This is a genomic window from Staphylococcus sp. HMSC035D11, assembly GCF_001836075.1.
Lineage (GTDB): Bacteria > Bacillota > Bacilli > Staphylococcales > Staphylococcaceae > Staphylococcus > Staphylococcus hominis.
Genome location: NZ_KV827226.1, coordinates 114,654 through 138,999, shown reverse-complemented (window position 1 = coordinate 138,999; position 24,346 = coordinate 114,654). Strand labels below are relative to the sequence as shown.

22 protein-coding genes and 2 pseudogenes are annotated in these 24,346 nt (G+C 31.7%); 12 read left to right on the top strand and 12 right to left on the bottom strand.

All coding sequences use genetic code 11. The annotated features are described in order from the left end of the window. Positions 1-68 precede the first annotated feature (68 nt). The 3 genes from HMPREF2647_RS02915 (at position 69) to HMPREF2647_RS02905 (ending at position 3,453) form a co-directional block, all read left to right on the top strand. Positions 69-1,547: a M17 family metallopeptidase gene (locus HMPREF2647_RS02915; RefSeq protein WP_070859514.1), complete on the top strand. Its 1,479-nt coding sequence runs from the start codon at positions 69-71 to the stop codon at positions 1,545-1,547. 193 nt (positions 1,548-1,740) lie between these two features. Beyond that, the gene (locus HMPREF2647_RS02910; protein WP_019835068.1) at positions 1,741-3,060 is read left to right on the top strand and encodes a Na+/H+ antiporter family protein; all 1,320 of its coding nucleotides are present in this window, start codon (positions 1,741-1,743) and stop codon (positions 3,058-3,060) included. Positions 3,061-3,078: 18 nt separating this feature from the next. After that, entirely contained in the window at positions 3,079-3,453 is a 375-nt protein-coding gene (locus HMPREF2647_RS02905; RefSeq protein WP_017175858.1) for a PaaI family thioesterase, read from the top strand. Positions 3,454-3,510: 57 nt separating this feature from the next. Here HMPREF2647_RS02905 and HMPREF2647_RS02900 read toward each other — a convergent pair. The 9 genes and pseudogenes from HMPREF2647_RS02900 to kapB all read right to left on the bottom strand — a co-directional run bounded on the left by HMPREF2647_RS02900 (position 3,511) and on the right by kapB (position 11,052). After that, positions 3,511-4,670, bottom strand: a pseudogene (locus HMPREF2647_RS02900) (NAD(P)-binding domain-containing protein). Between the two features lie 109 nt (positions 4,671-4,779). After that, positions 4,780-5,136 (bottom strand): Na+/H+ antiporter subunit G1, encoded by a 357-nt coding sequence (locus tag HMPREF2647_RS02895; protein ID WP_017175855.1) that lies wholly within the window; start codon positions 5,134-5,136, stop codon positions 4,780-4,782. Beyond that, positions 5,114-5,404: a Na(+)/H(+) antiporter subunit F1 gene (locus HMPREF2647_RS02890; RefSeq protein ID WP_017175854.1), complete on the bottom strand. Its 291-nt coding sequence runs from the start codon at positions 5,402-5,404 to the stop codon at positions 5,114-5,116. Before HMPREF2647_RS02890 ends, HMPREF2647_RS02895 begins: the two co-directional genes overlap by 23 nt. Next, complete coding sequence (locus HMPREF2647_RS02885; protein WP_017175853.1) at positions 5,404-5,883, bottom strand: Na+/H+ antiporter subunit E; 480 nt, start codon at positions 5,881-5,883, stop codon at positions 5,404-5,406. Before HMPREF2647_RS02885 ends, HMPREF2647_RS02890 begins: the two co-directional genes overlap by 1 nt. Beyond that, entirely contained in the window at positions 5,883-7,382 is a 1,500-nt protein-coding gene (locus tag HMPREF2647_RS02880) for a Na+/H+ antiporter subunit D (protein WP_070859512.1), read from the bottom strand. The genes HMPREF2647_RS02885 and HMPREF2647_RS02880 overlap by 1 nt, the downstream gene beginning before the upstream one ends. Beyond that, positions 7,369-7,716, bottom strand: a complete 348-nt coding sequence (gene mnhC1 / locus HMPREF2647_RS02875; RefSeq protein WP_002448250.1) for a Na+/H+ antiporter Mnh1 subunit C — start codon at positions 7,714-7,716, stop codon at positions 7,369-7,371. Before mnhC1 ends, HMPREF2647_RS02880 begins: the two co-directional genes overlap by 14 nt. After that, a complete protein-coding gene (locus HMPREF2647_RS02870) occupies positions 7,716-8,144 on the bottom strand; it encodes a Na(+)/H(+) antiporter subunit B (protein WP_017175851.1) in 429 nt (142 codons plus the stop codon). Before HMPREF2647_RS02870 ends, mnhC1 begins: the two co-directional genes overlap by 1 nt. Then, positions 8,137-10,539, bottom strand: coding sequence for a Na+/H+ antiporter subunit A (locus HMPREF2647_RS02865; RefSeq protein ID WP_070859510.1), 2,403 nt, complete (start codon positions 10,537-10,539; stop codon positions 8,137-8,139). Before HMPREF2647_RS02865 ends, HMPREF2647_RS02870 begins: the two co-directional genes overlap by 8 nt. 132 nt (positions 10,540-10,671) lie before the next feature. Next, a complete protein-coding gene (kapB, locus tag HMPREF2647_RS02860) occupies positions 10,672-11,052 on the bottom strand; it encodes a sporulation phosphorelay system protein KapB (RefSeq protein ID WP_002448064.1) in 381 nt (126 codons plus the stop codon). Between the two features lie 68 nt (positions 11,053-11,120). Here kapB and HMPREF2647_RS02855 point away from each other — a divergent pair, with 68 nt between their 5' ends. The 5 genes from HMPREF2647_RS02855 (at position 11,121) to HMPREF2647_RS02835 (ending at position 16,448) form a co-directional block, all read left to right on the top strand. Next, complete coding sequence (locus HMPREF2647_RS02855; RefSeq protein ID WP_017175849.1) at positions 11,121-11,723, top strand: peptidylprolyl isomerase; 603 nt, start codon at positions 11,121-11,123, stop codon at positions 11,721-11,723. Between the two features lie 227 nt (positions 11,724-11,950). Next, positions 11,951-12,334 carry a S1 domain-containing post-transcriptional regulator Ygs gene (ygs, locus tag HMPREF2647_RS02850; protein WP_002455545.1) on the top strand — a complete coding sequence of 128 codons (384 nt, stop codon included), beginning with the start codon at positions 11,951-11,953 and terminating at the stop codon, positions 12,332-12,334. 174 nt (positions 12,335-12,508) lie between these two features. After that, positions 12,509-13,636, top strand: coding sequence for an NADH-dependent flavin oxidoreductase (locus HMPREF2647_RS02845; RefSeq protein WP_070859508.1), 1,128 nt, complete (start codon positions 12,509-12,511; stop codon positions 13,634-13,636). 268 nt (positions 13,637-13,904) lie between these two features. Continuing rightward, entirely contained in the window at positions 13,905-15,095 is a 1,191-nt protein-coding gene (locus HMPREF2647_RS02840; protein ID WP_070859506.1) for an ornithine--oxo-acid transaminase, read from the top strand. 108 nt (positions 15,096-15,203) lie between these two features. Beyond that, on the top strand, positions 15,204-16,448 hold the full coding sequence (locus tag HMPREF2647_RS02835) for a Glu/Leu/Phe/Val family dehydrogenase (RefSeq protein ID WP_017175846.1): 1,245 nt from the start codon (positions 15,204-15,206) through the stop codon (positions 16,446-16,448). Positions 16,449-16,536: 88 nt separating this feature from the next. On the opposite strand, the pseudogene HMPREF2647_RS02830 reads toward HMPREF2647_RS02835, so the two are convergent. The 3 genes and pseudogenes from HMPREF2647_RS02830 to HMPREF2647_RS02820 all read right to left on the bottom strand — a co-directional run. Then, positions 16,537-17,340, bottom strand: a pseudogene (locus tag HMPREF2647_RS02830) (glycerophosphodiester phosphodiesterase); the annotation flags it as partial. Positions 17,341-18,022: 682 nt separating this feature from the next. Continuing rightward, complete coding sequence (argH, locus tag HMPREF2647_RS02825; protein WP_002455540.1) at positions 18,023-19,402, bottom strand: argininosuccinate lyase; 1,380 nt, start codon at positions 19,400-19,402, stop codon at positions 18,023-18,025. Continuing rightward, positions 19,395-20,597: an argininosuccinate synthase gene (locus HMPREF2647_RS02820; RefSeq protein WP_070548398.1), complete on the bottom strand. Its 1,203-nt coding sequence runs from the start codon at positions 20,595-20,597 to the stop codon at positions 19,395-19,397. The genes argH and HMPREF2647_RS02820 overlap by 8 nt, the downstream gene beginning before the upstream one ends. Positions 20,598-20,921: 324 nt before the next feature. Between HMPREF2647_RS02820 and HMPREF2647_RS02815 the strand changes: the two genes are divergently transcribed. The 4 genes from HMPREF2647_RS02815 to lepB (HMPREF2647_RS02800) all read left to right on the top strand — a co-directional run bounded on the left by HMPREF2647_RS02815 (position 20,922) and on the right by lepB (HMPREF2647_RS02800) (position 24,307). Next, complete coding sequence (locus tag HMPREF2647_RS02815) at positions 20,922-22,253, top strand: glucose-6-phosphate isomerase (RefSeq protein ID WP_017175842.1); 1,332 nt, start codon at positions 20,922-20,924, stop codon at positions 22,251-22,253. A gap of 368 nt (positions 22,254-22,621) precedes the next feature. Further along, positions 22,622-23,197: a TVP38/TMEM64 family protein gene (locus HMPREF2647_RS02810; protein ID WP_070859504.1), complete on the top strand. Its 576-nt coding sequence runs from the start codon at positions 22,622-22,624 to the stop codon at positions 23,195-23,197. Positions 23,198-23,201: 4 nt separating this feature from the next. Beyond that, the gene (lepB, locus tag HMPREF2647_RS02805; RefSeq protein ID WP_049382051.1) at positions 23,202-23,726 is read left to right on the top strand and encodes a signal peptidase I; all 525 of its coding nucleotides are present in this window, start codon (positions 23,202-23,204) and stop codon (positions 23,724-23,726) included. Between the two features lie 14 nt (positions 23,727-23,740). Beyond that, positions 23,741-24,307 (top strand): signal peptidase I, encoded by a 567-nt coding sequence (lepB, locus tag HMPREF2647_RS02800; RefSeq protein ID WP_017175839.1) that lies wholly within the window; start codon positions 23,741-23,743, stop codon positions 24,305-24,307. The last annotated feature ends 39 nt before the right edge of the window (positions 24,308-24,346 follow it).

Sequence of the window (24,346 nt, the reverse complement as noted above, 5' to 3'; positions counted from 1 at the left end):
GTGAGACAGAAATCTGTGAAACAAAATAGATTTCAATATCTCACTCCTTTATTTTAAAGGAGAGTTATATGATACATTTTAATTATGATTCGAATAAAATGACCGACATTATTATTCTAGGAGTACCCGATCATCTTAATCAAATTGGAAAGATCACGTACAAAAATAGTGACCTTACACAAACTATTGAAAATTACCGACATCGACATATTGTAAGTAGTCAATTAGGAAAAACATCTTCGACTATTTTATACATAAATAATGAACCTAAACGTTTAATTACGGTTGGACTAGGAAATTTGAAAACATTATCTTATGCTTCATTTTTAAAAGTATTTGGTACACTTTTTCAATATCTAAAAAAAGAGCGTGTGACAGAAGCAAATGTTCTTTTTGATACATTTAATTCAAAACAAATTGACAAAACAAGTATTGCAGAGATTTTCGGATTACAAAGTAGACAATCGATTTATGAATTTAACAACTATAAATCTAACAAATCCACACCATATCAACTGGAATTATATATAGAATCATCTAATAGTGATGAGGATACAAAAAATATAAAAGCAGGGTATTTGATTGGTGAATCGGTGAATATAGCACGTGACTTTAGTAATATGCCTCCCAATATACTTACTCCAGAATACTTTGCAAGTGAAGTAGCACATCACTTTAAATCGTCTTCTGTTTCAGTAGATATTAAAAATAATGACACATTGTTATCAGAAGGTTTTGGTTTACTACATGCTGTAGGTAAAGGATCTACTCACCCTCCTGTTGTTATTACTTTAACGTATCATGGAACAGATAAAAATGAAGCACCTATTGCATTAGTTGGGAAAGGGATTACATATGATTCTGGTGGCTATAGCATCAAATCTAAAATGGGTATGCAAACAATGAAATTTGATATGTGTGGTGCTGCTAACGTTGTAGGAATGATTGATGCTGCGTCTAAATTATCTTTACCAGTAAATATTGTAGGTGTCATTGTCTCTGCAGAAAATATGATTAGTCAACAGGCTATGAAACCAGATGATGTATATACTGCCTTAAGTGGTGAAACAGTAGAAGTTTTAAATAGCGATGCTGAAGGCCGTTTAGTTTTAGGAGATGGCGTATTTTATGCAAATCAATTTCAACCACGTTTAATATGTGATTTTGCTACTCTTACAGGTGCTGCTATAGCGGCATTAGGAGAAGATAAGGCTGCTTTATTTAGTTCGAATGCAGATGAAGATATGAAACACATTTTAAAAAGTGCTAGAGAAGTTGATGAATTCGCTTTTGAATTACCTATTACTCAAACTGAACAACAATTGATTCGTAATACAGAGGTCGCTGATTTAGTGAATCATACAAATGGACAAGGTAAAGCCTTATTTGCTGCAGCTTTCGTTACGCATTTTAGTGAGCAAACGCCACATATTCATTTTGATATTGCAGGTCCTGCAACGATTAATAAAAATAACTATAAAGGTCCTAAAGGTCCGACAGGAAGCATGATAATGACCATTGTGAATTGGTTAAGACAATCAATATAAAATGGATGTTAGAAATGAATATACATTCATTGTGAGGCAAAATAGATAAATGTCTGAGGTACATTGATACCTTAGACGTTTATTTTTTTAAAATACTATTATATTAGGCGTTGACAACCGCCTAACTACTTGATATTATTAATCACATAATTATACACTTTAGTTCGGTAGAGTGATAAAGGATGTGAGTATAATGTTTAATGCTGTAGTTATTGCCGTAATATTAATGATTATATTATGTCTCTTAAGACTGAATGTTATCATTAGTTTATTTATTAGTTCACTTGTAGGTGGTCTAATATCGGGCATGAGTTTAAACAAAGTAATTAGTGTATTCGGTAAAAATATTGTAGATGGTTCGGAAGTGGCATTAAGTTACGCTTTATTAGGGGGCTTTGCAGCACTGATATCATATAGTGGCATCACAGATTATTTAGTAAATAAAATTATTCGTGCGATTCATACTGAGAATAGCCGCTTATCAAGGATTAAAGTAAAAGTGATTATTATTTTAGTATTACTAGCAATGAGTATTATGAGTCAGAACTTAATTCCAGTACATATTGCATTTATACCAATTGTAATTCCACCATTACTTAGTCTATTTAACGATTTGAAAATTGATAGACGATTAATTGGTTTAGTTATAGGATTTGGTTTATGTTGGCCATATGTTTTACTACCTTATGGCTTTGGACAGATTTTCCACCAAATTATACAAAGTGGATTTCAAAAAGCTCATCATCCTATCGAATTTAATATGATTTGGAAAGCAATGTTAATTCCTTCACTTGGTTATATTGTCGGTTTAGTGATTGGGTTGTTTGTTTATCGTAAACCACGTGAATATAAGCAAGAGGTACTTAAAGATAATGAAGAAGAAATAGCAGAAATTCGGCCATATGTATTAGTTGTTACGATTGTTGCTATTTTCGCTACTTTCTTAGTTCAAACATTTACGGATTCAATGATTTTTGGAGCATTAGCTGGAGTGCTGATATTCTTTATTTCTGGTATTTATAAATGGAATGAATTAGATAGTCAATTTGTAGAAGGAATAAAAATAATGTCATTTATTGGTGTCGTTATTTTATCAGCTAACGGTTTTGCCGGTGTCATGAATGCTACTGGTGATATTGAAAAATTAGTTTCTAGTTTAACTGAGATTACAAATGGACATAAATTAATTACTATTATTGCAATGTATATTGTTGGCCTTATTGTTACGTTAGGCATTGGATCATCTTTTGCTACGATTCCAATTATTGCAGCTTTATTTATACCACTAGGTTCATCTCTTGGTTTAGATAATATGGCATTAATTGCTTTAGTAGGAACAGCTGCTGCACTTGGAGATTCTGGTTCACCAGCAAGTGATTCAACACTTGGACCCACAGCAGGTCTTAATGTAGATGGTCAACATGATCACATTAGAGATACATGTATACCTAACTTCCTTTTCTATAATGTTCCATTGATGATTTTTGGTACAATAGCTGCAATGGTATTATAGAAAAAAAGAGGTGACAACATGTCTAATTTACTTGAAACATTTGATATGAAAATCGAAACAGTAGATGAGGGAATAGTTGTAATTTCTATGCCAGTCACTGATAAGGTTAAACAACCCTTTGGCTATCTACATGGTGGTGCAAGTATTGCATTAGGTGAAACAGCTTGTTCATTAGGCGCTGCCCATTTAATTGATACGAAACACTTTATCCCATTAGGTTTAGAAATGAATGCCAATCATATTCACTCAGTAAAAGAGGGACGCGTGATTGCTACCGCTTCTATTATTCATAAAGGTCATACGACACAAGTATGGAATATAGAAATTAAAAGTGATCAAGATAAATTAATTAGTATCATGAGAGGTACAATAGGGATTAAACCATTAAAATAACAAATTATAAAATACTAGCCTGTAGAAAATATTCATCTACGGGCTAGTATTTTATATTTATGATACTTCTCTATGGTGATTTATTCTTTGAAATACGCTATAAATGCTTTGAGCTGCTTCTTTACCTCCCATGATATTTCTGGCAAATGGACTAAGTTCTAAATCAGCTAGTCCACCAGCAACAAATAAATGAGGTAACCATTCTAATTCATGTGTGATTTTTGGAAATCCACAAGATAGGAGGGGGCATTAGCATTTTGAATTAGAGATTGTATCATGGGTTGCTGCAAAATTGAAGGCTTAAATCCAGTTGCTAAAAGAATGTAATCATATGGGATATTTAAATTTTCAGTAATAATTTGATGCGATTTTAAGTCCTTAATCTCTTCTTTATGTATGATAAGTCTTTTGTTTTGAACATATTTCTTTAAGCGTAAATATAACTCGTGAGGCATTGAACCTTTATGTCTTTCTGTTAACACTGTTTGAAGTTTTTCTTCATGTGAAGAATAATTTAAAAAGGCCTTCATTTTTTTGGGACCTAGCCAACCAGGATCAGCATCAAAATGTTGAATATCTATATTTTTATTCATCCATAAATGAACGATTTTATTCTTATCTAATTTTAAAAGCTTTAATGTTAAATGAGCAGCTGAAATACCACTTCCAATGACATGAGATGATTGTGAAAATAATTGAGAATTAAAATGATCACTAAATATATGACATACATCTTTAGCTTGAGTAAATGCGACAGGGACAAAAGGTTCATTATGACATCCTTGTGCTAAAACAACACAATCAGTTTGAATGACAGAATGATGACTTGTTGTAATACTCCATTCTCTTTGATTTTTTTCAATGCGTTGAACATAACTTTGAATATGACTTTGATTTAGATAGTAGTTATGTATTTGAGCATGTGTGTGATCCATAAACATCTCTGTTTGAGGTCTTTGATAACGACCAAAAGTTGGATTAATATACTAATTCATTTTTGCAAATTTTTTCAAATGAAATGGGTCAGGATGAATATGATGTACAATAGGTGAACGTAAGTAAGGCATAGCAATTCTATTTGTGCATTTATGAAATTGTTCGCATAAAGAATCATGAGGGTCGATAATTGTAAGATTTTGGATGGACATGCCTACTTCACGTAACTTAATTGCTATAGTGGTTCCTTGTATACCGCCACCAATAATAGTCCGATGCATAATAAAACCCCTTTAAAACGTAATTATTACGATTTATAATAACATAAAACTATCTTTTTCAAAACAAAAAATCGAAGCACTTTAAGAAAGTACCTCGATTTTTATCAAATTATATTTTCTTATTGTTAAATTCATCTTTAAGTTCATCAATTTTTGTATCTTTAGTATAAGGCGTTTTATTATTATATGATGCTTTCATCATTAAATGGCTAGAAAGAGGGCCAGTAATCAAAATGAAAATAATGCCGAATATCAGTTGCATATTGGCGTATCCTTCTGTTCCCATAAAATATAAAAACGTTCCAAATAATAAAAATATAGCACCTAATGTTGCAGATTTACCTGCAGCATGACCGCGTGAATAGACATCCTTTAAACGAATAATACCAATAGCAGTAATTGCACTTATCAATGCACCTAAGATAATGAAAATGATGGCTAAACTAATGATGATTTTTGCTATCACGTTCAATCACCTTACCTTTATCTATAAATTTAGAGAATACTGCTGTACCTAAGAAAGCTAAAATACCAATAAGTAAAATAACTACAAGTAAGTATTGTGAGCCGATAAATACACTATATAATGCAACACACGCCATCAATTGTAAGCCAATAGCGTCTAGTGCAAGGACGCGATCAGGTAAAGTGGGACCTTTAATAATACGAATAAACATTGCTAGCATCGATAATACTACGACAATTAAAGCAATAATAATAATTGTTTTTACCATTAAGCTTCGCCCACCTCTCTCACTACTTTTTCAAGTGATGATTTAATGCTTTCAATTTCTTCTTCTTTTGTACTAAAGTCAATTGAGTGAATGTATATTTTAGTTCTATCATCACTAATACCTAAAACGACAGTTCCTGGTGTTAAAGTGATTAAATTAGATAATAAAACAATTTGCCAATCATGTTTTAAATCTGTGTGATAAATAAAGAAACCAGGTTGATTTTTAAGTCTTGGCTGTAACACAATTTTGGATACATCAATATTGGCTTTCATTAATTCTATAAAAAAGACAACAATCAATTTAATGACTTTATAAACTCTTTTTAAATAAAAACTACCAGGCAATACTTTTTTAAATAAGTAAACAAGTCCAATTCCTATTAAAAATCCTAGTAAAAAGTTATTAAATGTATAACTGCCGCTTAAAAACATCCATATAATAGCTAATATAATATTTAACACAAATTGAAGAGCCATTAGTATCTACCTCCTAATACACTTTTAATATAAACATTAGGATCATAGAAAGATTTAGCTGCTTCTGATATAAATGGATAAAGTGCATCAGCAGATAAACCAAATAGTACAGTAATGATAACTGCAATTACTGAAACGATTGTTGCTTGTTTTACATTTACTTTGTTATTCAGTTTATATCCCTTAGGTTCACCAAAGAAACCATGTAGGAAAATACGAATCACAGAATAGAGTACGATTAAACTTGAAAGTAATACGATAATTGCACTGATATAAAATCCTTTTTCAAAAGCGGCTTTTACAATAAAGTATTTTCCATAAAACCCACTAAATGGGGGAATACCAGCCAAGCTTAAAGCTGCAATAAAGAAAGACCAACCAAGTATAGGATATGTCTTAATTAAACCACCGAATGACTTAAGATTTGATGTTTTGGTAATTTGATACATGACACCAATAATTAAGAAAAGTGCAGTCTTAACTAACATATCGTGAATGGTATAATATATAGCACCCATAATTCCTAATTTACTCATCATAGCAACACCAACGAGTATGACACCTACTGCAATCATAATATTATATAAAATAATTTTTTTAATATCATAATAAGCAATGGCACCAATGGATCCAAATATAATCGTTAATAGTGCTAAGAATAAAATAGTATAGTGAGAAAAACTCATTGTGTTATGGAAGAAAAGACTAAGTGTTCTTAAAATAGCATAGACGCCAACTTTAGTTAATAAAGCACCGAAGAATGCAATGATAGCAAAAGGTGGCGCATAGTATGATCCAGGTAACCAAACATATAATGGAAAGACACCAGCTTTAGTTGCAAACACAAAGATGAACAAAATAAAGACAATACTTAATAATCCTTGATGTGAATGAGATAATTCATTCAGTTTTACGCTAATGTCAGCCATATTTAAAGTGCCGACAATTGAATATAAGATAGCAACAGCAATAACGAAAAATGTCGATGTTACAACATTAATAAGTAAATATTTCACCGTTTCTTGAAGTTGAATACGTGTACCACCTAATACAAGCAATGCATAAGATGACATTAAAAAGACTTCAAAGAATACGAAAAGGTTAAAAATATCTCCAGTAGTGAAAGCACCAATAATACCCACTAACATAAAGACGATTGAAAAATGAAAATAATAACGCTCTCTATCGATTCCGGCAGTTGAAAAAGAATAGATCGTAATGAGCAGAGTAATGATAATACTCGTTACAATCAACATTGCCCCTAACGTATCTAATAAAAAGATAATACCATATGGGGTTGGCCAAGAACCTAATTCTACTTTAAGAGGACCAAATTTACTAACATTAATTAAATTAATCATCGCTACAATCAAAGTTAAAACTAAACCTATCAATGTGACCGCACGCTTTAATGGATAGCGTTGACCCAAAAAGATAAGAATAATAGCGGTAATGATTGGTATAACTAATGTAAGAACAACCATATTAGTTGCTATCATCACTAGGCACTCCTTTCATTTGTTCTATGTTGTCTGTGCCTAATTCTTTATACGTTCTAAAAGCTAAGACTAAGAAAAAAGCAGTAGTTGCAAATGCAATAACAATTGCAGTAAGTATTAATGCATGAGGGATTGGATCTACATAGTGATGAATATCTTTTTCATATATTGGCATTTCACCATGTTTCAATCCTCCCATAGTAATTAAAAATAAATTTGATGCATGTGTAATCAGCGTTGTTCCCATAATAATACGTATTAAACTTTTAGATAAAACGAGATAGACACTGATTGATGTAAGTATGCCACATACAATAATCATAATAATTTCCACTATTCGTTCTCTCCAATCGTTATAATAATAGTCATTACTGTACCAATTACTGCACACATAACGCCAAAGTCGAAGAACATTGGTGTATTCATATGAACAGAGTGTAGAAGTGGTAATGGAATATTAAATTCTGTATGTGTAAAGAAACTTTTTCCGTAAAACCAACTTGCTATAGGCGTACTTACACAGAATAATAAACCAATACCAATTAAGATTTTAAAATCCCAAGGAAAGATTTTACGCATCGTTTTTATATCAAATGCAATCATAATAATGGTTAAAGCGGTTGATAGAAGCAATCCACCAACAAATCCTCCACCTGGTGTGTAATGTCCTGCTAAAAATAAAGTAATACCAAAAAGAGCAATTAAGAAAGCAATAATTACAGCTGAATACTGAAACATTAAATTGTTATTTTGTCTATTCATTGCTTTCCACCTCACTTGTTTTGTTACGTTTACTTCGTAATTTAATCATCGTGTAAACTGCAAGACCTGCAATACCTAATACAGAAGATTCAAATAAGGTATCCATACCACGGAAGTCTACGAGAATAACGTTAACCATATTTTTACCATGTGCTAAGTCATAAACATGTGCCTTGTAATATTCTCCAATAGAAGAAAAATGTCTATTACCATAAGCGATAAGACCTAATATTGTCACTACCAAACCAACACCAATAGAGATGATAGCATTCGTTAATTTAAATGATGTTTTTTCATTATAGCGATTTAAGTTAGGCAAGTGATAGAAACATAATAGAAATAGACCCGTTGAGATAGACTCAACAACAAATTGTGTTAAAGCTAAATCAGGTGCCTTAAAGAAAACAAATAAAACTGATACTGCATAGCCAACAACACTAAGCATAATAATACTAAATAAACGAGATGTTGCTGTAACAACTAAGAACGCTGAGATAGTAAGTATTATGATAATAATCATTTCATAGATGTGAATTGTATTTATATTTTTAAAATTAAAGCTAAACGGTACCCTCACTAATGTGATGAGTGTTAACACAATTAATGTACCAAAAATAAAGACTAAACTATCCCGTACATACCCATTAACATAATAATTAGTTAGAGAAGCGGAATGATTTGGTAACCATTTGCCAGTAGTATCATACCAATAATTTAATTTTAAGTTGTCTGGTTGTGCTTTTAATAAACGAATCCAATAATTGAACGTAAATAATAAGATAATACCTACAATCCAAATCGTTAAAGTAGAGATGAACGCAGGAGTAATACCATGGAACATATGGAATTCTGCATGTACGGTTGATATTCCACTTATGGCTTTAGTAGCTGGTTCGATTATAGAATGTGTTAATAGTTCAGGGAATAGTCCGAAAACAACAACTAGCGTTGCTAGAATTGCTGGTGAAATTAACATTAATAATGATGCTTCATGTGCTTTCTTAGGTAATAAATCAGAATGATATTTACCCAAGAATACATGTAGTACGAATTTAATTGAATATACAAATGTAAATATACTACCTACAATCGCTAAAATTGGAAAAACAATACCTAGAGTATTTAAACTAAATAGAGGCGTGTGTGTAGCTTCTATCATAGCCTCTAAGAATTTTTCTTTTGATAAGAAACCATTAAATGGTGGCACACCTGCCATACTTAATGCTGTAATTACAGTAAGAGTAAAAGAAATTGGCATGATAGTAAGTAAACCGCCCAATTTTTTTACATCACGTGTGCCTGTCACATGATCAATGGCACCTGTAATCATAAATAATGCACCTTTAAAGGTAGCATGGTTAATTAAATGGAAAGCAGCTGCTGTAAAACCAGCGATATATAATTGACTGTCACTACCTTCAAAATGATAACTTATAGCTCCAATACCTAGCATAGACATAATCATTCCCAATTGTGAAACTGTAGAAAATGCTAGAATCCCTTTCAAATCTTGTTGTTTCGTTGCATTTAATGAAGCCCAAAATAGTGTGATTAAGCCTACTAAAGTAATAGTCCATATCCATCCTTCTGATATCGCGAATAATGGGGTTAAACGTGCAACAAGATATAACCCTGCTTTAACCATTGTAGCTGAATGTAAATATGCACTGACAGGAGTAGGTGCCTCCATTGCATCAGGTAACCAAATGTAAAATGGCACTTGTGCAGATTTTGTGAAAGCTGCTAACATAATTAAAACCATTGCAAGTGTAAAGAAAGCACTGTCTTGTATTTGAGATACATGATGGATTAAATAATGTAGACTTAATGATTGTCCTGCAAGTGAAATTAAGATTAATCCACCAAGTAAACTAAGTCCTCCAAATACAGTGATAATCAGTGACTTTTGTGCTCCATATATAGAAGCTTTCTTTTCTCTCCAAAAAGAAATGAGTAAAAAACTTGAGAATGAAGTTAATTCCCAGAATAGATATAAGATAATGATATTATCTGAGAGTACGACGCCTAACATTGCACCCATAAACAGTAATAAATAACAGTAAAAATTCCCTAATCGTTCAGATTTATCTAAATAACCGATTGAATAAAGAACTACTAAACTTCCAATGCCAGTTATAAGCAAACTAAAGAGTATGCTTAAGCCATCAAGATAAATATCAAAATTCATGCCGATATGTGGCATCCAATTGAAAGTTTTTATTACTGTATTACCTGATTGAGTAGTTGAAATATAAGATAAAAAATAAATAAATAAGACAACAGGAACAGGTAATACAAACCATCCTAAATGAATCTTTTTAAAGAAACGATAAAGGATTGGAATAATGAGTGCGAATATTAACGGTAAAAGTACCGCAATATGTATCAAACTCACTATATTTTCCTCCTTCAAAAATTGTTATAAATTTTATTATACATCAATCAATTTATTCTGAAAAACTGTGAAAAGATGTAAAGTCAGCAATTTTACTTATCTTGTTAAATAGGAAGAAAGACGTAAAATGGACTAGAAAAAATTTTGTTTATATTGGATAGAATAGTCTTTTTTTAGACTGTTTAAATTGTCTAATGCCAATTTTGCGTATTCTGTGTGTTGTTGTTTTAATTCGTTTTCCATTTTAGTAATCGCTTGTTGTAAAGAATCTTCATATTTCATCTCTTCTACATTAAAATCTCTCAATTGTGAACGTGTTGCATAACGTTTTTCATAATGGCTTAAAGCACGTCTTTCATGAAAAAAAACACCTTCAGTTTCACCAGGATGATGTAAATCTCCTTGTTTAGGATGTTTAATGACTTGTTCAATTTGTACTAAAACTTGATGATCGCTATCTTCTTTAATCGTTACACCATAAGTACCTGTTTTGTGAGAGAATCGATATAACATGCTATATTACTTCCTTTCAAATATGTTAATATGTATCTATATCATCATAACATGAATGGAGAATTTAAATGACTAACTATCCACAGTTAAATAAAGAAATACAAGATAATGAAATTAAAGTAATTATGCATACAAATAAAGGAGATATGACATTTAAGCTGTTTCCTGAGATTGCTCCAAAAACAGTTGAAAATTTTGTGACACATGCAAAAAATGGATATTATGACGGCATTACATTCCATCGTGTCATTAATGATTTTATGATTCAAGGTGGAGACCCTACTGCTACTGGTATGGGGGGAGAAAGTATTTATGGAGGTTCATTTGAGGATGAGTTTTCATTAGAAGCATTTAATTTATATGGTGCTCTTTCAATGGCAAATGCTGGTCCAAATACAAATGGTTCACAATTCTTTGTTGTTCAAATGAAAGAAGTACCAGATACAATGCTTAATCAGCTTGTTGATGGCGGTTGGCCTGAACCAATTGCTAAAGCTTATGCAGAAAAAGGTGGAACACCTTGGTTAGATCAAAAACATACTGTGTTTGGTCAATTAATTGACGGTGAAACTACATTAGAAGATATTGCAAATACTAAAGTAGGGGCACAAGATAAGCCTGTACATGATGTGGTTATTGAATCTATTGATGTAGAAGATAAAAAAGCTTAATTCATCAAAGAAATATCATTAAATAAAAAAAGGTGAGCGTAAACTGTTTTAAGTAAGACATTTATGCTCATCTTTTTTTATTAAAAACGAACTTTTTAATGTAAATTTATGAAGAAGAAATATAAATTTCTAAAGAAATTAATTTTTTATTAGTTTATCGTTAGTCCAAGTATGGGATTTATGCTATTATTAATATGTTAAGAAAAACGAAATAAGGGGTTATCAAGTTGAATACTCACTATAAAGAAGGTCAGCATATTAAAGTGCGTGTGACTGGAATTCAACCGTATGGCGCTTTTGTTGAGACCCCTGACCATACTGAAGGACTTATCCATATTTCAGAGATTATGGATGATTATGTCCATAATCTAAAAAAATTTCTATCAGAAGGTCAAATTGTAAAAGCTAAAATCCTTTCTATAGACGATGAAGGAAAGCTTAATTTGTCACTTAAAGATAATGATTACTTTAAGAATTATGAACGAAAAAAAGAAAAACAGTCTGTATTAGATGAAATTAAAGAGACAGAAAAGTATGGGTTTCAAACGCTTGAAGAACGCCTACCGGTCTGGATTAAGCAGTCTAAACGTGCAATTCGTAATAATAATTGAATGACTGTCAACACGCTAAAACGTTACTTTTTTAAGTAACGTTTTTTATTATGTCAATATATTGCTAAATTTAAAAAGATGGTTAATGCATATAAGCATAAAAGTAGAGACATAAAAATGTTCATGTTATAGTTTGAAAATAATAAAACTAAAAGATTTAGAAAGGAATTACTTATGAATAATAAATATAAAAAATTATTTGAAACTGTTACATTACCCAACGGTGTATCATTAAGAAATCGCTTTGTACTTGCACCTTTAACACATACATCATCAAATGATGATGGTACTATTTCAGATGTCGAAATTTCTTACATTGAGAAACGTGCCAAAGATGTAGGTCTTGCAATTAATGCTGCAAGTAATGTAAATGATATTGGTAAAGCCTTCCCAGGCCAACCCTCTGTCGCACACGATTCAGATATCGAAGGTTTAAAACGCTTAGCGACAGCAATGAAGAAAAATGGCGCAAAAGCATTAGTACAAATTCATCATGGTGGTGCACAAGCTTTACCTGAATTGACTCCTAATGGAGATGTTGTGGCACCAAGCCCCGTTTCAATGAAAAGTTTTGGTCAACAACAGGAACATCATGCAAGAGAAATCACTACTGAAGAAATCGAACAAACAATTAAAGATTTCGGTGAAGCTACACGTCGCGCCATTGAAGCTGGATTTGACGGCGTAGAAATACATGGAGCGAACCATTACTTAATTCATCAATTCTTCTCTCCATACTATAATCGTCGTGAAGATGAATGGGGAGACCATTTAAAATTCCCACTTGCAGTGATTGATGAAGTATTAAAAGTTAAAGAAACTTATGCAAATAAAGATTTTATTGTAGGTTATAGATTATCACCAGAAGAAGCAGAATCACCTGGTATTTCAATGGAACACACAGAAAAATTAATTAAAATAATTACAAAAAAAGCGATTGATTATGTTCATATTTCAATTATGGATATTCATTCACAAACACGTGAGGGTAAATATGAAGGAGAAGAACGTCTAAAACTTATCCATCAATGGGTAGATGGACGTATGCCAGTCATTGGTATAGGTTCTGTATTTACTGCTGATGATGCTTTAGATGCAGTAGAATCGACAGGCATTGAACTCGTAGCATTAGGTCGTGGAATTCTTCTAGATTATAACTTTATCAATAAAATTGAAGAGGGTAAAGAAGAGGAAATTATCTCATACTTTGATCCAAATCGTGAAGATAAACATGCGTTACCACCAAATTTATGGGAACAATTTAATAAAGGATTTTATCCGTTACCTCGTAAAGATAAATAATTAATAAAATATGAAATAGTATGGTAGTGAGACAGAATTCATAATGAATTTTGTCCACTACCTTTTTTTATTAAGAAAAAAAGGTTTATATTAAAATTTTAGCTAATAGAAATAATTTACTTGTAAAATGATAAGAGGATATGTCATTATGTTTGTAAGGGCTTTCATAAAAGGATTTAGAGAGAATTTAATATTTTAAAATAGAGTTTCGAAAGCCAGTAAATATAGTGATTAGTTTTAATATAACAATAAGCAAAGGGGAGATATTATGACTAAATCTGAAAAAATAATTGAACTAACAAACCATTACGGTGCTCATAACTATGTGCCGCTACCAATTGTTGTTTCAGAAGCAGAGGGGATTTGGGTTACTGATCCAGAAGGTAATAAATATATAGATATGTTATCAGCATATTCAGCAGTTAACCAAGGTCATCGTCATCCAAAAATTATTCAAGCATTAAAACATCAAGCAGATAAAGTGACACTTGTCTCTCGTGCTTTTCATAGTGATAACTTAGGGGAATGGTACGAAAAAATTTGTAAATTAGCTGGTAAAGATAAAGCACTACCAATGAATACAGGTGCTGAAGCAGTTGAAACAGCCTTAAAAGCTGCACGTCGTTGGGCCTATGACGTTAAAGGTATTGAACCAAATCAAGCTGAGATTATTGCATTTAATGGGAACTTCCATGGTCGTACAATGGCCCCTGTGTCTTTATCATCTGAAGCTGAATATCAACGTGGATATGGTCCTTTATTAGATGGTTTTCGTAAAGTTGACTTTGGCAATGAAACACAATTAAAAGAAGCAATTAATAAAAACACAGCAGCTGTTTTAGTTGAACCTATTCAAGGCGAAGCAGGCATTAATATTCCTCCAGAAGGTTATTTGAAAACCATTAGAGATTTATGTAATGAACATAATATTTTGTTTATCGCCGATGAAATTCAAGCTGGATTAGGACGATCTGGAAAATTATTTGCATGTGATTGGGATAATGTTAAACCGGATGTATATATTTTGGGTAAAGCGCTTGGTGGAGGCGTCTTACCAATTTCAGTTGTATTAGCAGATAACGAGGTGCTTGATGTATTTACACCTGGTTCTCATGGTTCTACTTTTGGTGGCAATCCGCTTGCTTGTGCAGTGTCAATTGCGGCTTTAGATGTCATTATCGATGAAAATTTACCAGAACATTCAAATGAACTAGGTGAATATTTTAAATCAGAATTACAAAAGATTAACCACCCTGCAATTAAAGAAGTTCGTGGACGCGGGTTATTCATTGGTATGGAATTACACGACAGTGCAAGACCATTTTGTGAAGCGTTGAAAGAAAAAGGTTTATTGTGTAAAGAAACCCATGATACAGTAATTCGTTTTGCGCCACCTTTGGTTATTACTAAAGAAGAATTAGATGAAGCATTAAATCGAATTAGAAGTGTATTTGAGTAAATAGATATGACGTAATATGGCGTGATTTAATTTCTTTAAAAAGTATAGGCGTGTTACAATACTTATGAAAGCGAAAACATTTGTGAAAAAAAAGAGGCGAAAGTGATTATGACTGAGAATAATAATTTAGTGACTTCTACACAAAGCATCATTAAAGAAGCATTGCATAAATTGGGATTTGATGATGGTATGTATGATTTAATTAAAGAACCATTAAGATTCTTGCAAGTACGTATTCCAGTACGTATGGACGATGGTACAGTTAAAACATTTACTGGGTATCGTGCACAACATAATGACGCTGTAGGTCCTACTAAAGGTGGCGTTCGTTTCCATCCTGATGTAGATGAAGAAGAAGTCAAAGCTTTATCGATGTGGATGACTTTAAAATGTGGCATTGTCAACTTACCTTATGGTGGAGGTAAAGGTGGTATTGTATGTGATCCACGTCAAATGAGTATTCATGAAGTAGAACGTTTATCACGAGGATATGTACGTGCAATTTCTCAATTTGTAGGACCAACTAAAGATATTCCTGCTCCAGATGTGTTTACAAATTCTCAAATTATGGCTTGGATGATGGATGAATATAGTGCTTTAGATAAGTTTAATTCTCCAGGGTTTATTACTGGTAAGCCAATTGTCTTAGGTGGCTCACAAGGACGTGATCGTTCTACTGCTCTTGGCGTAGTGATTGCTATTGAACAAGCTGCTAAGCGTAGAGGAAAAGAAATTAAAGGGTCACGTATTGTGATTCAAGGCTTTGGGAACGCTGGAAGTTTCTTAGCTAAATTTTTAAATGATATGGGTGCTAAAGTAGTTGGTATTTCAGACGCATATGGTGCATTACATGATCCTAATGGCTTAGATATCGATTACTTACTAGATCGTCGTGATAGCTTTGGTACTGTAACTAACTTATTTGAAGATACAATTTCAAATAAAGAATTATTCGAACTTGATTGTGATATTTTAGTACCGGCTGCAATTTCAAATCAAATCACAGAAGATAATGCACACGATATTAAAGCTGACATTGTTGTAGAAGCGGCAAATGGACCAACCACTCCAGAAGCTACACGTATTTTAACTGAACGTGGCGTTTTACTCGTACCCGATGTATTAGCAAGTGCAGGTGGCGTGACAGTATCTTATTTTGAATGGGTACAAAACAACCAAGGTTATTACTGGTCAGAAGATGAAGTCAATGAAAAATTACGGGAAAAATTAATCGAGGCTTTTGATACTATTTATGAATTAGCTCAGAATAGAAAAATTGATATGAGATTGGCAGCTTATATTGTAGGAATTAAACGTACCGCTGAAGCAGCACGCTATCGTGGATGGGCGTAAATATAACTATTAAAAATGAACCTCCCAATAATGAGAAATATATACTCGTTATTGGGAGGTTTTTTATAGAGTGATTTAATTAATAAAATTACTCGTTTGGGATAGTAGCTTTATATTTATCAGCAAAATTTGTAAATAGACCGTCAACACCATATTGATTTAAACGTTGCATATCTGTAGTTTTATCTACTGTATAAGGATGAATTAGGAAACCTAAATCTTTTAAATGCTTAGTGTTTTCAGCGTTTAAACTAGTATAATCTGGGCCGACACCTATGGCATATGAGAGAATATGTTGTAAATCTGCTTCACTTTGTTGTTGCAATTCATTTTTATCAAGTAATCGAATCAATGGTACTCGTGAATCTAATTGATGCATTTTTTGTAAACTTTCTTCTGAGAAAGACTGAATTAATATATGTCCATGATTTAAAGAGTTACCAGTTAACATGTGATGTTTTTTTAATGTTTCAAGTAGTTGTTCTTCCATACCTGGATATACATTAGGATTTTTAGTTTCAATATAATAATTAGCCTTTGTACCGTATCGAGATAAAATTTCATCTAGAGTAGGGACTTTAGCATTTTTATATTCTGGTTTCGCATATTCAGGGTGAGCATTGTTAAACCATGACCCAGCATCTAGTTGTTTAAGTTGTGCGAGTGTATAGTCTTCGACACGACCTGTACCGTTTGTTGTACGATCAACGGTTTCGTCATGCATTGCTACAAGTTGTCCATCTTTCGTACGTTGTAAGTCTAATTCAATATACGACGCCCCTAACTCATTATGACTTTTATCATATGCATGAAACGTATGTTCCGGCGCATAGCCACTTGCACCTCTATGAGCGATAGTCGTAAAACGTTCGCCAGTTAAGTTGGTCATCCAATTCGAATGATCTTGATTACGATGTTTACTAATCGCTACTGACGTATATTTATTTTGTGATTGATTAAACTGTTGATGTTCTGCAGCGGAATTAGAAGTAGTGCTATAGTTGTTATGATTATTATTTGCTTCTACTGGATTATGTAATGTTACTAAACCGATAGTGGCTATTGCTAAACTAGATATCATTGCTTTTTTAGAAACCTTCAAAAAATTCATCCTCTCAGTTCAATTTAAAAATACATTAAAACTTTAGCAAAGAGAAGAAATTTTTAGAATAATTTTTTCAAAATTTTAGCAAAACTATTAATTTATTAACAATAAATATAGAGAAAGTTAAAATAATTAAATTAAATTTAACTAAAAAATGAGTCTTGCCAATTTACTTTATATTTATATGTAATTTTACATTGAAATACTTTAAAAAAATAAGGCACTTTCGTATAATTTAATAAACATCACTAAACTAAATTAACGAAGTGCCTTATGTATAAAGATTCTAACATGACTTAACTTACTCTACGAAAGGAAACTTCAGTACTTATTCTTACAAGTGATGTGATCTTCACAAAATCAAAAACTTTCTTATAAAACGATTAAGCGATTTAGAGTTAATCCTCAAGTAGATGCTTTATTAGAATCTTTATTTATTCGATTCATAGTCATTTAATAATAGTATTCATTATTGTTTTAAAATATTTTCTGCAACGTTCAATTGATGACGCACAGCATCTTGGCCTGTAGAACCATAACTTTTTCTTCTATTTAAACAATTTTCTGGTTTTAAGTAATCATATACATCTTCTTCGATTTTATCATTTAATTCTTGATAACGTTCAAATGGTACATCTAATAAATAGATGCCTTGTTGAATACATTCAAAGACAATTTTTCCTACAATTTCATGTGCTGTTCTAAACGGTACATTTTTATCTACTAAATAATCTGCAAGTTCTGTTGCGTTAGAGAAATCTTGATGCACTGTTTCATTTAAACGATTTGTATTAACCGTTAACGTATTAAGCATGCCCTCAAAAATACGTAAAGAACCTTTCATCGTACGAACAGAATCAAATAAACCTTCTTTATCCTCTTGTAAGTCTTTATTATATGCAAGAGGCAAGCCTTTCAATGTGACAAGCATACTCATTAAATGTCCTGTCGTACGTCCAACTTTACCACGAATGAGTTCAGCCATATCTGGATTTTTCTTTTGAGGCATAATAGATGAACCAGTAGAAAATGCATCAGATAGTGTAATAAATTTCGCTTCATCCGTAGACCAAAAAATAATTTCTTCTGCAAAACGTGATAGGTGAGTCATTGTTAATGATATATTATGCAATGTTTCAATAATGTAATCACGATCACTCACTGCATCAAGACTATTTTCATAAATATATTCAAAACCAAGTAATTCTTGAGTTTCATGTCTATCGATAGGATGTGTAGTGCCACTCAATGCTGCAGCGCCAAGAGGAGATATATCAATACGTTTTAAACTATCTGCAAAACGTGTATAGTCTCTTTCCAACATCCAAAAATATGTCATGATGTGATGAGCGAAAGAAATAGGTTGAGCACGTTGTAAGTGCGTATAACCTGGCATAATCGTTTCTACGTGAGATTTTGCTAGAGTTAAAATAGACTCTTGGAATGAACGAATAAGTGCTTGAATCTCAATGACCTGTTTTTTAACATAGAGATGTAAGTCTGTTGCTACTTGATCATTTCTGCTACGACCTGTGTGTAACTTGCCACCTGGATCTCCAATGCGTTGTATCAGTTCATGTTCAATATTTAAATGTATATCTTCTAAAGCATGTTTAAATTCAATATTATGGTTATGAAAATCTGCCTGTATATCTTTCAAACCTTTTACGATAGCATTTTTTTCTTCTTCAGAAATAATGTTTTGGTGTGCAAGCATTGTTGCATGTGCAATACTACCTTGAATATCCTCATCTAAAAGCGTTTGGTCAAAGTCAATAGAAGCATTAAACGCATCTACCCATTCTTCAGGTTGTTGTTGAAAACGACCTCCCCATGCTTTATTACTCATTACTATAACCTCCATGTAAATAAGCATTTACTTGTGTTGGCAGTCCATAAATATCAATAAAGCCGACTGCAGCTGATTGATCAAAAGCATCTTCTTTAGTATAAGTTGCTAACTTTTCATCATAAAGTGTATAAGGCGATTTTCTACCATTAACAATAGCATTACCTTTAAATAATTTAACTCTAACATCTCCTTCAACATAGTGTTGAGTGCTATCGATGAATTGCTTTAGACTGTCTGTTAAAGGTGAGAACCATAAACCATTATATGTTTGTTCAGCAAATTGTTTTTCAATGACTGGTTTAAAATGCGCCACATCTTTAGTTAATGTTAATGTTTCTAAAGCTTTATGAGCTTTTAATATCACTTCAGCACCTGGTGTTTCATATACTTCACGTGATTTTATACCAACTAAACGATTCTCTACGTGATCGATACGTCCGATACCATGTTTACCAGCTACATCATTTAATGTTAGAATTAGCTGATCTAAATCATAGTCTTTATGGTTAAGTTGAACAGGAACACCATTTTTAAATGATAAGATAATTTCATCTGGTGTATTTGGTGTATCCTCTAATTCAGCAGTTAAATCATATGCATCTTTCGGTGGAGCAGCATAGGGATCTTCTAAAATACCACATTCATTTGCACGACCCCATAAATTTTGATCGATTGAATAAGGTGAATCATGATTAATACTTACAGGAATACCATGTTTGATTGCATAGTCGATTTCTTCTTCACGACTCCAGCCCCACTCTCTAACAGGAGCAAATGTTTTCAAATTAGGGTTAAGTGCTTTAATTGCTACTTCAAAACGTACTTGATCATTACCTTTACCAGTACAACCATGTGCAATACCGATTGACTTTGTTTGTTCAGCAATTTCTACTAATTTCTTCGCTATTAAGGGTCTTGAAAGCGCAGATACTAAAGGATAACTATTTTCATACATTAAATTTCCTTTTATTGCATAACTTACATAATCTTCACTAAATTCCTTAGTTGCATCAATAACATGACATTCGACGGCGCCCATGTCTAATGCTTTAGAATAAACAACATCTAAATCTTTACCTTCGCCAACATCTAAACATACTGCCACTACGTCATACCCTTTATCTATAAGCCATTTAACAGCTACACTAGTATCTAATCCACCTGAATAAGCTAAAACAATTTTATCTTTCATATTGTCACCTCAAAATTTTCTGAAAATTAATATAATTCTATACTAACAGATTGTTTTTGAAAATAAAACCATTTTTTTACATATTTATACAAAATAAAGATAATTTGAATATCATTAATCATCTATTGTTATTTCTATATTTATTGAATATTACTACAACTAAGGAGTTTATTGCTGTTTCGATTGTGTATTCATTACAAGGTAAGGTAATTCAATGATTCTAAAAAAAACAGACTATTTTTTGAATAATTGAACTTGTTCATTGAATAGATAACTTAAAGTTAGTAAAATGAAACTAATTCATAAACATTGGAGGATTTATAAATGACTCATATTCAATTAGATTATGGAAAAACGTTAGAATTTTTTGGTCAACATGAACTTGATCAACAAAAAGATATTGTAAAAACAATTCATAAAACGATTCATGAAGGTACAGGTGCTGGAAGCGACTTTTTAGGTTGGGTAAATTTACCTGAAGATTATGATAAAGAAGAGTTTTCTAGAATTCAAAAAGCAGCAAAACATATTCAATCGAATTCAGATGTATTGGTAGTTATCGGAATTGGCGGTTCATATTTAGGTGCACGTGCTGCAATTGAAATGCTTACTTCATCTTTCCGTAACAGTACAGAATATCCTGAGATTGTATTTGTAGGAAATCACTTATCTTCAAGTTATACACAAGAATTAGTGAATTACTTGTCTGATAAAGACTTTTCAGTAAATGTTATTTCTAAATCAGGAACAACGACTGAGCCTGCTGTAGCATTTAGATTGTTTAAACAATTAGTTGAAGAAAAATATGGTAAAGACGAAGCAAAAAAACGTATTTTTGCTACAACTGATAAAGCAAAAGGTGCATTGAAACAATTAGCAGATAATGAAAGTTATGAAACATTTGTTGTACCTGATGATGTAGGTGGTCGTTATTCAGTATTAACTGCAGTAGGATTATTACCAATTGCAACTGCAGGTATTGATATTGAAGCAATTATGAATGGGGCAAATAAAGCTCGTAAAGAACTATCATCTGAAAATTTAGAAGAGAATATTGCATATCAATATGCAACAATTCGAAATGTTCTTTATAGTAAAGGTTATACAACTGAAATGTTAATTAACTACGAACCATCTATGCAGTACTTTAATGAATGGTGGAAACAGTTATACGGTGAATCTGAAGGTAAAGACTTTAAAGGTATTTATCCTTCAAGCGCAAACTATACTACTGATTTACATTCATTAGGTCAGTACGTTCAAGAAGGACGCCGTTTCTTATTTGAAACTGTTGTAAAAGTAAATCAACCTAAACATGATATTACAATTGAAAAAGATGATGACGATTTAGATGGCTTAAATTATTTAGCTGGAAAAACAATCGATGAAGTTAATACAAAAGCATTTGAAGGTACGTTATTAGCTCATACTGATGGTGGCGTTCCTAATATCGTTGTGAATATCCCACGTTTAGATGAAGAAACATTCGGTTATGTTGTTTACTTCTTTGAATTAGCTTGTGCGATGAGTGGCTATCAATTAGGTGTTAATCCATTTAACCAACCTGGTGTAGAAGCTTATAAACAAAATATGTTTGCTTTACTTGGTAAACCAGGTTATGAAGATAAGAAAAAAGAATTAGAAGAACGTTTATAATATCAACATAAATTTAAATAAAATGATAGTTTAAAGCCTAGGACATGATGAGCTGTCTTAGGCGTTTTTTATATATTGGCAGTCAATGACTCAATTGAATATATACTTATATCAATCTTTTTCAACATACTAGACTTTCATAAAAAGAAGTTTTTGTTTAACGTAATATGGGGTCAAGAGAAGGAAACTGAATTCGTTTTGAATTCAGTCTCACTCTCTTTTAAATGATTAATATGACTAATGTTAAATCTGTTATCTAGTACTTGTGACTGATTTCTTATTGAATTAATAGTTTTTTTAAGAAAAGAGTGTAAAATAATTTTATACTCAATAGAGAATGATGAAATTTCAAGAAAGGATTTGATGATATAGTGTTTCATCAAATTGAACATTGGTTTAATGTGTTACAACAATTAGGATACTTTGCAGGTTTTATTATTCTCTATTTAAGAGCTATGATTCCTGTTTTTCCTTTAACTCTATATGTCATCTTAAATGTTCATGCTTATGGTTTTATTACAGGAACCATTATTAGTTGGTTAGGGATCGTCGCTGGGACATTTACTGTATTTTATTTTTTTAGGAAATTCGTTGATGCATCTTTTATGCAAAGAGTTAAAGCAAAAAAAGGTGTGAAAAAACTTACATATTTTATAGATAAACAAGGACTTGTTCCTATTTTTATATTAATGTGTTTTCCATTTACACCTAATACAGTAGTAAACTTTGTAGCTAGTTTTTCTCATATTAAAATGAAGAATTATTTTATTATTTTATTATTTTCAAAGTTTATTTCCATCTCATTTTTAGCAGTGATGGGTAGAGAAGTGACTACATTTTTAACCCATCCTATAAGAGCAATTATTTTAATTATTGTTACTATAGTCATATGGTTTATTGGAAAAAGAGTTGAAAAACATTTTATGGGAACACATGAGGAGTGACATTTTGCGTCGAATTATAAGTACGAGTATCTCCATTATTTTAGCAATTATTTTTGTGATATTTATCCAAAATTTTTTACTAAGAAGTGCAATTGTTCATACTAATGAGATGGCCCCCACTCTAAATAAAAATGATTATATAATGATTAATAAATTGAAAGTGACATTTAATTTATTAAATGAAGGCGATATTATTATGTATCGTCATCATGATCAAATTCATTTTAGCCGTATTATTGGGAAAGCAGGCGAATCGGTAGAAATAAGGCATGGTAAATTATATAAAGATGATAGACAAGTGAATAAATATTATGCTAAAAATAGAGATATTAATGATTTCGCATTACGAGATTTAGAAAATACTGATGGGGATATTATTCCACCTGACTCATTTTTAGTGTTGAATGATAATAGTAATACATTAACTGATTCGAGAAAATATGGATTAATTAAAAAAAGTGATGTTATAGGAAATGTATATCTAAGGTATTATCCTTTTAGATCATTCAACTATGAGTTTAATAAATAGATGAGGTGTTATATTTGAAAAAAGAAATAACAGAATGGATTGTTGCGATAGCTGTAGGCTTATTGCTTGTATGGCTTGTAGTCACTTTTGTTGCCAAATCCTATACAATAAAAGGCGACTCTATGGATCCAACATTAAAAGATGGACAACATGTAATGGTTAACATTTTAGGTTATAAGGTAGGAAACATAAAAAAAGGAAATGTTATTGTTTTCCATGCTAATAAATCTGATGACTATGTTAAAAGAGTGATAGGCGTACCAGGAGATAGTGTGACATATAAAAAAGATCAGCTATATGTTAATGGAAAAAAAGTAAATGAGCCTTACTTAGACTATAATGAAAAACATAAACAAGGAGAGTACATTACAGGATCTTTTGAAACTAAGGATCTTCTTAATGCTCATCCTAAGTCTAACGTTATTCCTAAAAATAAATACTTAGTGCTAGGAGATAATCGTGAAGTTAGTAAAGATAGTAGAGCGTTTGGATTAATAGATAAACAACAAATCGTCGGTAAAGTATCATTTAGATTTTGGCCACTAAATGATTTTAAATTTAATTTTAATCCAGATAAGTAGGATATCAATTTAAAAATGAAAGTAGAATGTCAATTCAGG